The sequence below is a fragment of the Microbacterium sp. genome, assembly GCF_030149085.1.
Classification (GTDB): Bacteria; Actinomycetota; Actinomycetes; order Actinomycetales; family Microbacteriaceae; genus Microbacterium.
In genome coordinates, this window is record NZ_JASBSF010000067.1 from 1 (window position 1) to 8,696 (window position 8,696).

Genomic DNA, 8,696 nt, shown 5'->3' on the forward strand with positions numbered 1-8,696 from the left:
CGGCGCCTGACACAGGCTGCGGAATCGAGGGTGAGTATCAGCCCTTGGCGGCAGCCTTCATCGCCTTCTTGTGCTCTCGCACCTTCGCAAGGGACTCGGGGCTGGTGATGTCAGCGACGCTGCGGAAGGACCCTTCTTCGCCGTAGGGAGCGGAGGCCTCGCGCCATCCGTCCCCGTCGTACCCGTACTGCTTTCCCAGCAGGGCGAGGAAGATCTTCGCCTTCTGCTCCCCGAACCCGGGCAGCTTCTTCAGTCGTCTCAACACCTCGGCGCCATCGGGTTCGCCCCGCGTCCATATCTCGGCGGCATCGTCATCCCAGTCGGTCGCGACCGCCTCACACAGCGCCTGCACCCTGCCCGCCATCGATCCCGGAAACCGGTGCACGGCCGGGGTCTGGCGGAACACCTCGACGAATGCTTCGGGGGCGTACGCCGCCAGGGCGGATGCGGAGAGCTCTCCCGTTCGTTCCCTGATCTTCTTCGGGCCTGTGAAGGCGGTCTCCATCGCGATCTGCTGATCAAGCAGCATCCCGATCAGCAGTGCCAGCGGATCGTCGGTCAGCAGTTGGTCGGCGTCGGCATCGCCGGTGATGTGGAGCGTCATGCACCCAGTCTGACATCGAGGCCTAGTGGACTTGGCGAGCGGTAAAGGTCGTGAGCCACGGGGCGATGCCGGTAGGTGTTGCGGCGTTCAAGGTCGTGCCTACTCGAAGGTACTGTACTTCTGGTACAGTACCCATATGACAACAAATCAAACTTCCGTCAACGCACGCCGACTTCTACTGCCCTATGCGCTGATCCTGTTTATTGCGATGGCGGGCGTGCAAACGGTGATCGCTCTGACCGGCGGTCAGATCGGGCTCCTCGCTGGCCTCCTTACCGCCGCAGTCGCGCTTGGGATCGTCGTCTGGCTGTGGTCCAACCGCCGCGAACTTCGACGGGTGCGCTTCGGGCAAGTCGTCGCGCACGCGGTCGCTTTCGTCGTCATCACGTCATCCTTCAATCTGCACGCAGCCATCCGCAGTGTCGCCCTGGCTGGTGAGGCTGATGGCTTCCAGCTCGCAGCCCATGACCTGCTCGCTACGCCGTGGTTCGGAGCAACGCTTGTGATGAGCTCAGTGTGGGGGCTGGGGCTGCTCATTCACCTGATTGGGGCCATTCTGGGCCGCGGCTGGGAAGATTGAGGTGTGAACATGGCGCACCCCGATGAGAATGAAGAGTGGGTGACAAGCCGAATCGAGTCATGGGTGGAGACCTATAAGAAGGCCATGCTTGCCCCGATCCTTCTGCGACTGACGTCCATTCATCAACCGGTCACCGTCAATGACCTCACCACTCATCTCGCCGCCGCTTCCGGCTGGCACGTGACTGAGAGGGGCCTGTATCGCACGGTGAAACGCCTCGAGGACTCCGGGCTCCTCGTGAGCAAGGCTGTCGACGCCCCTCGCACCGGGGCCAAGCGAAAGGAGCTCTCTCTGTCCCCGCTCGGCGGCCACTTCCTGTCCGGCATCAGCGCCAACATCGTGGAGCTCCCCAGGGACGCGACGTCAGCAGACTGAACGCCGCCACGAGCGGCTCGAGGACTCATCCGCCCGCGAGCCCCTCAAGCAGGCGGTGGTCGCACGCGGTCGTCGCGATTGCCAATGGTTATCGCACACGCTGGTCAAGCAGCATCCCGATCAGGAGGGCCAGCGGGTCATCCGACAGCAGACGGTCAGCAGCCTCGTCGCCGGTGATGTGCAACTCCATGTCATCAGTGTTCCACGCAGCTCCCTCCTTCAGCCCAGTTGTCCTCCTTTCAGCCGACTTGTCCTCCTTTCAGCCGACTTGTCCTTCCTTGAGTCGAGTTGTCCTTAGTTGCTCGATGTGGGTGAAGGACAACTCGCGCGGAGGAAGGACAACTCGCGCGGGTGAAGGACAACTCGGCTGGGATTGGGGCTCGCGCGGATGGTGGAGGATGGAGGAATGGCCGAGTCCGCGTTCGAGAAGCTGGTCGAGCACGCCCGATCCGAGCATGTCGTCGTTGTCGGAGCAGGGCTCGCCGGACTGGTCGCCGCGTTCGAGTGCGCGAAGGTCGGCCTCCGAGTGACCGTGGTCGAGGCATCCGAGCGGCTCGGCGGCGCCATCGCACACGCCGAGGTGGCAGGTGTCATGGTCGATCTCGGTGCCACGGGGTGGGCAACCCGAAACGGTGCCGTCGATGCGCTTGTGACGGAACTGGGTCTCGCCGACGAGGCGATCGAGCCAGCCACGTCGGATGTCTGGGTCGCCGTCTCCGGCGCAGTGCTGCCCTACCCGGCGCAGAACGTTGCCGGCATCCCCGCGAACCCGTGGGATCCCGTGGTGCGCAAGGTCATCGGCTGGGCCGGTACGTGGCGGGCGTACCTCGACCGGTTGCGGCCCCCGCTGACAATCGGGCAGGAACGCAATCTCGGCGCCCTCGTACGCCGTCGCATGGGTGCGCAGATCCACAACCGGCTCGTCGCACCGTTGACCAGGGGCCGCTACGGCCTGCCCCCGGACGCGGTCGATGTCAGCCTCATCGCACCGGGTCTGGGCTCGGCATTGACACGAACCGGCTCGCTTGCGGCGGCGGCGGGCGAATTGATCGCGGTCGCAGGCGATCAGGCCGCGGCGCCGCCCATTCGGGGTCTGGCGGGCGGACTGACACGCCTCGTCGACGCTCTGGTCGCTCGGCTCGGCGACTACGGGGTGTCTGTCGTCACCGCCGCGCGGGTATCCCAGCTGACTGCCCAGGGCGACTCGTGGACCGTGACAGCGCAGACAGTCGACGGTACGCAGGATCTGCCAGCGGATGCCGTCATCGTCGCTACGGGAGCCGCTGACGCCGCCCGCCTGGTGCCGTTCTCGGTTCCGGCTCTTCTGGAGCGCGAACTCGTCCAGGAGGTGATCACCCTCGTGGCTTCGGCACCGGCACCCGCAGAACCTCACACCACCGTTTTCACCGCGAACCCCGCGACTGAACCCGTTGTCGCATCGGATGAGACGCAGCGGTGGGCGAATAGTGTTCCCGGAGTGCGCGTGGCCCGCCTCACCTACGGTGACCTGGACACCGCCGCCCCCACTTCAGAACTGAGCGACGAGGATGTCTTCCTCAAGGCTGCGCGGGACGCCGAAGCTCTCCTCGGGCTCCCCGCCGACGCAATTGTCGAGGCCCGCCGGGATCGGTGGGTGCAGCCGCCGAGCGCGCTCATGCGTGGCCGCGATGAGGCCGCCGAGACGCTGCGCGCGCGCGTACGGGCGGTGCGCGGTATCGGGCTCGTGGGGGCGTGGGTGGCGGGTCCAGGCCTCGCGCGCGTCACCGCGCACGCGCGTGAAGAGGCTGAGCGGCTCCGTGTCAACCTCCTGTGGGGGACGCATGCCGATGGCGTTACGCTGGGTGAGGACCACCCGCTCGACAAGCGTGAGGAGACCCCATGAGGGGCAAAGCAGGACTCGTCGTCGGACTCGCCGTGGGCTACGTGCTCGGGTCGCGTGCCGGTCGGCAGAGATACGAGCAGATCAAGTCCCAGGCTCTGAAGGTCTGGAACATGGAGCCCGTGCAGAAGCAGGTGGGCAAAGCGAAGGACTTCGCGAAGTCCAGCGCGATGGCGCTGCCGAGCACCCTGTGGGATTCGGCTGTGAAGGTGACGAAGGCCGCGACCTCGAAGGGCACGGCGGGGGAACGTCTCGACGCTGCCGTGAAGGCGGGCAAGGAATCGGTGGATGCCGTCAGTAGTGCCGCCGACACCTCGGCCGAGGCTGTCAAACAGGCTGCCGATGAGGCGATCGACGACATCGCCAAGGCCGCCGGCAAGGAGTGACATGAGCGCCCCTCGAGAATTCCGCGATCGGGCGAACGACTCTCTTCTGACGCTCCTCGGTGAGGTTCCGGAGCTCATCCGCAACCTCATCGTCGCCGAGGTCGACGCTGCCAAATCCTGGGCCCGCCAGGCAGGCAAGGATGCCGGAATCGGCGTGGTTCTGTTCCTCGTCGCACTGTTCGTCTTGTTCTGGTCGCTTCCCGTGTTCGGCACTTTTCTCATCGCCGGACTTTCGTCGTGGTGGCCGGTGTGGTTGTCGGCGCTGGTCGTCTTCGCGGCCCTGCTTGTCGTGACTATCGTTTTCGCGCTGCTGGGCGTGCTCAGATTCCGCAAGCTCACCCGCAGGCGTAACCCTGCCCAGGCCGTCGCCCAAGACATCAAGGAGATCCGCGATGAGCTCTGAGTCCGGTGTCCCCCGCACTGCAGTAGACCTGTCTCTCACCGACCCGGTCGAGAAGGCTCGGGCGGAGCTGAAGGCAGCGCTCGCTGCCATTGAAGACAAGACCAACGTGCCGCGACAGGTCTCGAAGGCGACCGACAGCGCCGTGGCCAAGCTGCGTCGCTTTTCGCGCGAGCACCCCGTGGCAACCGTCACCATCGCGGTTGTGAAGGCGGCGGCTGTGGGCGCTCTGGTGTGGTGGGGCGTCAACTCCTACGTCAACAAGTAGCGCCGCAGCAACCACGAGGTGACCATCTCGTGACCTTCTACCCGCGACACGACGCGAGTCAGGGGGTTATGCTCGGACAACAGGCAGCGCAATGATGCGGAAGCTGCCGACGACGTGGATATTCCCGCACCGTGACCCCCGGTGCCATGTCGTTCGGCTGCTCGAACGTCGGGCGGTCGATTCCGCATCGATGAGTCGATCATGAACCGAGTAGCGTCAGATACCGCCGCCAAGCCACTGGCCGGGTGGCGCGTTCTGGTCCCCCGAGGCGGCCCGTGGGGAGACTCCGTCGCCGCGACCCTGCGCCGTCAGGGCGCCGTTCCCGTGATCGCCCCGTTGATCAATTTCGCGCCCACGACCGATCACACCGAGCTCGAGTCAGCTCTGGCCGCGCTGGCGGCGGGAGACTTCGACTGGGTGACGCTCACGAGCGCGACCACCGTCGATGTCCTCTATGCCTACCGCGCCGTGATCCCGCCGCAGACGAAGGTCGCCGCCGTCGGCGAAACGACCGCCGCCGCGCTCCAAGCTGTCGGATATCGCGTGGATCTCGTGCCCGACCTCGACAACTCGGCAGCGGGCTTGGCTGAGCAGCTGATCGGCCTCGAGCCGGAGCCGCGCGACATCCTGACCCTGCGGAGCGAGACGGCCAAGCCCGTTCTGACCGGAATGCTCACGGAAGCCGGCCATCGCGTGCGGAGCGTGGTCGCCTACCGCACGGTCGGGGTTCCGGTGACCGAGCGCATCGCGAACGACGTGCGCAGCGGTCGGATCAACGCCATTCTGGTCACGAGCGGTTCGGTGGCCGAGCAGGTCCGTGAGCAGTTCCCGCAGATTCCGCCCTCGACCGTGCTGGCGGCGATTGGTCCGCGAACGGCAACTGATGCACAGGCGGCGGGCCTGACTGTCGATGGTGTTGCCGATCGCCAGACCGTCGACGCTCTCATCGAGGTCGTTGCACGCTTTCCGCTGCTTTACGCCACTGACGAAGCGGCGCCCTGACCGGAGCTGCGCTGGATAAGTGCACTCGACCGGATGCCGAGGCCGAGCTCGTCGGCTTCGTGCAGTTGATCGAGAGTGTCGACGTCCCGACGTGCGCTCCAGACCGCGGGGTGTCCTGAGCCGGTGTCGATCTCACGGGCAAGGTCGACGAACCCTGCTGCGAAGTGCCGCGCGAAGGAGTTCTCCCCGAACGCCGGAATGAGCTCGCCAGCGACCGTCCGCGTGAGGAGGGTCGTCCCGGTCCCCTCCGCGTCCGGCAGCGCCGCCATCTCGTGCCGTCCCGCCGCCGCGAGAGCCACCGCGAGATCCGCGGCGCGAAGCGCGGGAAGGTCGCCGAGCATTGCCGCTCGCGGCGCTGCAGCTTCCGTCATCGCAAGCCCTGCCAGCACCGCGTCGTTCAAGCCGGTTCCGGGGTCAGCGACGACGAGGCAGGCATCCGAGATCTCACGCGCGATCTCGGCATCCGCGGTCACGACCACCACCTGCGCGACGGCCGGGCACGCCTGCGCTGCGGCTATCGTGTCGAGCCCGATCGCGCGCGCCAGTGCCGCCCGATCCACGCCCGGCACGTCGAGGCGGCTCTTTCCCGCGCCGCCGCGCACCGGGATGACGAGCGTCCAGCCGCTCACGGATCCAGACGTTCGCGCAGGCGGGGGAGGATGTCGCGGCTGTAGCGTTCCATGAACTCCGCCTGGTCGTGCCCGGGGTCATGGAACACGAGGTGACGGAAGCCGCGCTCGGCGACCTCGACGATGCGGTCGACGTGCTCGTCGGGGTCGGACGAGACGATGAACCGTTTCGCGACACGCTCGATCGGCAGTTCCGCGGCCCGTCGCTGCATCTCGATGGGGTCGTGGATGCCGACCTTTTCGTCGGGGCTGAGCGCGAGCGGTGCCCAGAACCGGGTGCGCTCGAGGGCTTCGGCGCGATCGGGATGGTACGAGACCTTCACCTCGATGAGCGTGTCGATGTCATCGCGCGTGCGTCCCGACTTCTCCAGTCCCTCATCCAGAGCCGGAAGGAGCGTGTCGGTGTACAGCGCCGGGTCCTTACCGCTGGTCGTGATGAAACCGTCAGCGACGCGACCCGCCAGACGGGTAGCGGCGGGACCCGCCGCACCGATGTAGACGGGCACGGGGGTGTCGGGACGGTCGTAGATCGTCGCATCCCGAACCTGCCAGAACTCGCCGTCGAAACTGACGCGCTCGCCGGTCCACAGCTTGTCCAGGAGCGTCAGCGACTCCTTCAGGCGACGGAAACGCTCCGGTGGCTCGGGCCATGGGATGCCGAGGGTCACCTCGTTGAGGGATTCGCCGGTGCCGACACCCAGGATGATGCGCCCCGGGTACATGACGCCGAGGGTCGCGAAAGCCTGCGCGACCACGCCCGGGTGGTACCGGAAGGTGGGGGTGAGGACCGAGGTGCCGAGGAGGATCCGGGATGTGCGCGCACCGACGGCACCCAGCCACGGGATGGCCGCGGGCGCATGGCCGCCCTCGTGCATCCACGGCTGGAGGTGATCGGAGACGAACACCGAGTCGAACCCGGCGTGTTCGGCATCCACCGCGAAGTCGGCGAGCTCGTTTGGGCCGAACTGCTCGGCTGATGCCTTGTATCCCAGGCGCAGGGGAATGGTCATGGCGTGGTGCTCCTTTCGGTAGCGGGTTCAGTGAGGAATTCGCTGCCGTCGGCCCCGCGGAGCTGGTCGCGGAACTGCGTCACGGTGCCCGGCCACAGCAAGGTGAGGCGCCCGGACCGTTCGTCGACGTACCAGTTGCGGCATCCTCCGGACACCCAGGCGGTGTCGCGCGAGCGTCGCACGATCATGCGGGTGTACTCCTGCTCGACGGCGGGGTCGGGGCGCAGGGTTGCCGTTGCCGGGGTCGTGGCGATCGTCCGCGCGGCGTACGCTGCCTGCTCTTCCAGCATGAGGATCGATGAGTTGTGACCGAGGGACGCGTTGGGTCCGTTGAGGATGAACAGGTTCGGGAATCCGCTCACGACTGTCGAGAGCGCTGATGACATGCCGCTTGCCCAGTGCTCGTCGAGGGAGATCCCGTCTTCACCCGTGACCAGCTCGGCGTAAGGCTGACGCGTCGCGCTGAACCCGGTAGCAAGAACGACGGCATCCACGGTATGGCGCCGTCCGCTCGCGGCGACGAGGGTACCGCCATCCGCCCGCGCCAGCGCCGAAGGCTCGAGGGTGACGGCATCCGAGGCAACGGCGGGATAGAAGTCGTCGGAGAGCAGCACCCGCTTGCATCCGAACGCGTAGTCGGGGGTGAGCCATGCGCGCAGCGTCGGGTCGGATACCTGCGCGTGCAGATGCGCCTGGGCCTGGTCGGATGCCGCGGCAGCCGCGGCGGCATCCCCCGCGCGCGAGGCATGGCGGGCCTCACCCTCGAGGAAGAGCTCGTCGCGCAGGGCGGCGAGCAGCTCGGGCTGGGCCGCGAACCGCTCGCGTTCGGCATCCGTGTAGGTCCTGCCGCCGCGGGGGAGGATCCAGGGTGCAGAACGCTGGAACAGCGTCACCTCAGCGCCCCGGCGTACGAGCTCCGGGACGAGCTGGACGCCGCTCGCGCCCGTGCCGACGACCGCGATGCGTTGGCCCTCGAGGTCGAGCTCGGGGTCCCAGCGCGCGGAGTGCACGACAGGTCCGGGAAAGGCTGCCAGGCCGTGCACTTCCGGCAGGGACGGTTCCGTGAGCCGACCGCACGCGAGGAGGAGCATCCGTGCCCGGATGGGTCCGACCGTCGTGCCGAGGTTCCAGCCGTCGTCGTCCCAGCGGGCCTCGAGCAGGGCCGTGTTGAACCGGATGCGGCGCTCGATCCCGGTCGTGCCCGCGACCCGTCGGAGGTAGGCCTGGATCTCGGCTCCCGGTGCGAACTCTCGCGACCAGTGGGGCCACGGGTGACGCGCCAGAGCGTAAAGGTGGGCTGGCACATCGCACGCGACGCCCGGGTAGGTGTTCTCGCGCCAGGTGCCGCCGACGTCGCCTGCCCGCTCGAGGATCACGACGTCGGTGATTCCGGCAGCTTCGAGTTCCATGGCGGCGGCCAGCCCCGCGAAGCCCGCGCCGACGATCACGACTTCGTGTTCGGGTCTCATCGCAGCTCCCGTGTTCGGTCGCCGGCGATATCGTGCGGGCGCGATATCGGGCGGGCATCCCGGTAATCGGTCGTGCGCTGCCGGAGGGGCCGCA

11 protein-coding genes and 1 pseudogene are annotated in these 8,696 nt (G+C 67.3%); 7 read left to right on the top strand and 5 right to left on the bottom strand.

The window, feature by feature from the left end:
• Positions 1-37 precede the first annotated feature (37 nt).
• Positions 38-604: an HhH-GPD-type base excision DNA repair protein gene (locus Q1V87_RS02740; RefSeq protein WP_300590764.1), complete on the bottom strand. Its 567-nt coding sequence runs from the start codon at positions 602-604 to the stop codon at positions 38-40.
• A 136-nt stretch (positions 605-740) separates the two neighbouring features.
• Between Q1V87_RS02740 and Q1V87_RS02745 the strand changes: the two genes are divergently transcribed.
• Positions 741-1,184, top strand: a complete 444-nt coding sequence (locus Q1V87_RS02745; protein ID WP_228178325.1) for a hypothetical protein — start codon at positions 741-743, stop codon at positions 1,182-1,184.
• Positions 1,185-1,193: 9 nt separating this feature from the next.
• Positions 1,194-1,559: a helix-turn-helix transcriptional regulator gene (locus Q1V87_RS02750; protein ID WP_228178326.1), complete on the top strand. Its 366-nt coding sequence runs from the start codon at positions 1,194-1,196 to the stop codon at positions 1,557-1,559.
• A 94-nt stretch (positions 1,560-1,653) separates the two neighbouring features.
• Here the strand turns inward: Q1V87_RS02750 and Q1V87_RS02755 are convergent.
• Positions 1,654-1,749 (bottom strand): annotated as a pseudogene (locus Q1V87_RS02755) (Fe-S cluster assembly protein HesB); the annotation flags it as partial.
• A gap of 216 nt (positions 1,750-1,965) precedes the next feature.
• Here Q1V87_RS02755 and Q1V87_RS02760 point away from each other — a divergent pair.
• The 5 genes from Q1V87_RS02760 to Q1V87_RS02780 all read left to right on the top strand — a co-directional run bounded on the left by Q1V87_RS02760 (position 1,966) and on the right by Q1V87_RS02780 (position 5,494).
• Positions 1,966-3,441 carry an FAD-dependent oxidoreductase gene (locus Q1V87_RS02760; protein WP_300590765.1) on the top strand — a complete coding sequence of 492 codons (1,476 nt, stop codon included), beginning with the start codon at positions 1,966-1,968 and terminating at the stop codon, positions 3,439-3,441.
• The gene (locus Q1V87_RS02765) at positions 3,438-3,824 is read left to right on the top strand and encodes a hypothetical protein (RefSeq protein WP_300590766.1); all 387 of its coding nucleotides are present in this window, start codon (positions 3,438-3,440) and stop codon (positions 3,822-3,824) included. Before Q1V87_RS02760 ends, Q1V87_RS02765 begins: the two co-directional genes overlap by 4 nt.
• Before the next feature lies 1 nt (position 3,825).
• On the top strand, positions 3,826-4,227 hold the full coding sequence (locus Q1V87_RS02770) for a phage holin family protein (RefSeq protein ID WP_300590767.1): 402 nt from the start codon (positions 3,826-3,828) through the stop codon (positions 4,225-4,227).
• Positions 4,217-4,492 (top strand): hypothetical protein, encoded by a 276-nt coding sequence (locus tag Q1V87_RS02775; RefSeq protein WP_300590768.1) that lies wholly within the window; start codon positions 4,217-4,219, stop codon positions 4,490-4,492. Before Q1V87_RS02770 ends, Q1V87_RS02775 begins: the two co-directional genes overlap by 11 nt.
• Positions 4,493-4,693: 201 nt before the next feature.
• Positions 4,694-5,494: a uroporphyrinogen-III synthase gene (locus tag Q1V87_RS02780; protein ID WP_300590769.1), complete on the top strand. Its 801-nt coding sequence runs from the start codon at positions 4,694-4,696 to the stop codon at positions 5,492-5,494.
• On the opposite strand, the gene cofC is transcribed toward Q1V87_RS02780, so the two are convergent.
• Genes cofC through Q1V87_RS02795 form a run of 3 tightly spaced genes read right to left on the bottom strand, consistent with a single transcriptional unit; the run spans position 5,467 to position 8,602 of the window.
• Positions 5,467-6,123: a 2-phospho-L-lactate guanylyltransferase gene (gene cofC, locus Q1V87_RS02785; RefSeq protein ID WP_300590770.1), complete on the bottom strand. Its 657-nt coding sequence runs from the start codon at positions 6,121-6,123 to the stop codon at positions 5,467-5,469. The two genes, Q1V87_RS02780 and cofC, sit on opposite strands and share 28 nt — an antisense overlap.
• Positions 6,120-7,133, bottom strand: a complete 1,014-nt coding sequence (fgd, locus tag Q1V87_RS02790) for a glucose-6-phosphate dehydrogenase (coenzyme-F420) (protein WP_300590771.1) — start codon at positions 7,131-7,133, stop codon at positions 6,120-6,122. The genes cofC and fgd overlap by 4 nt, the downstream gene beginning before the upstream one ends.
• On the bottom strand, positions 7,130-8,602 hold the full coding sequence (locus tag Q1V87_RS02795; protein ID WP_300590772.1) for an NAD(P)/FAD-dependent oxidoreductase: 1,473 nt from the start codon (positions 8,600-8,602) through the stop codon (positions 7,130-7,132). The genes fgd and Q1V87_RS02795 overlap by 4 nt, the downstream gene beginning before the upstream one ends.
• Positions 8,603-8,696 lie beyond the last annotated feature (94 nt).

Bases quoted from the DNA above. Each gene is read 5' to 3' on its own strand.
- Q1V87_RS02750 (WP_228178326.1), top strand. From the start codon at position 1,194: ATGGCGCACCCCGATGAGAATGAAGAGTGGGTGACAAGCCGAATCGAG.
- Q1V87_RS02760 (WP_300590765.1), top strand. From the start codon at position 1,966: ATGGCCGAGTCCGCGTTCGAGAAGCTGGTCGAGCACGCCCGATCCGAG.
- Q1V87_RS02745 (WP_228178325.1), top strand. From the start codon at position 741: ATGACAACAAATCAAACTTCCGTCAACGCACGCCGACTTCTACTGCCC.
- fgd (WP_300590771.1), bottom strand. From the start codon at position 7,133: ATGACCATTCCCCTGCGCCTGGGATACAAGGCATCAGCCGAGCAGTTC.
- Q1V87_RS02740 (WP_300590764.1), bottom strand. From the start codon at position 604: ATGACGCTCCACATCACCGGCGATGCCGACGCCGACCAACTGCTGACC.
- Q1V87_RS02775 (WP_300590768.1), top strand. From the start codon at position 4,217: ATGAGCTCTGAGTCCGGTGTCCCCCGCACTGCAGTAGACCTGTCTCTC.
- Q1V87_RS02795 (WP_300590772.1), bottom strand. From the start codon at position 8,602: ATGAGACCCGAACACGAAGTCGTGATCGTCGGCGCGGGCTTCGCGGGG.
- Q1V87_RS02770 (WP_300590767.1), top strand. From the start codon at position 3,826: ATGAGCGCCCCTCGAGAATTCCGCGATCGGGCGAACGACTCTCTTCTG.
- Q1V87_RS02780 (WP_300590769.1), top strand. From the start codon at position 4,694: ATGAACCGAGTAGCGTCAGATACCGCCGCCAAGCCACTGGCCGGGTGG.
- Q1V87_RS02765 (WP_300590766.1), top strand. From the start codon at position 3,438: ATGAGGGGCAAAGCAGGACTCGTCGTCGGACTCGCCGTGGGCTACGTG.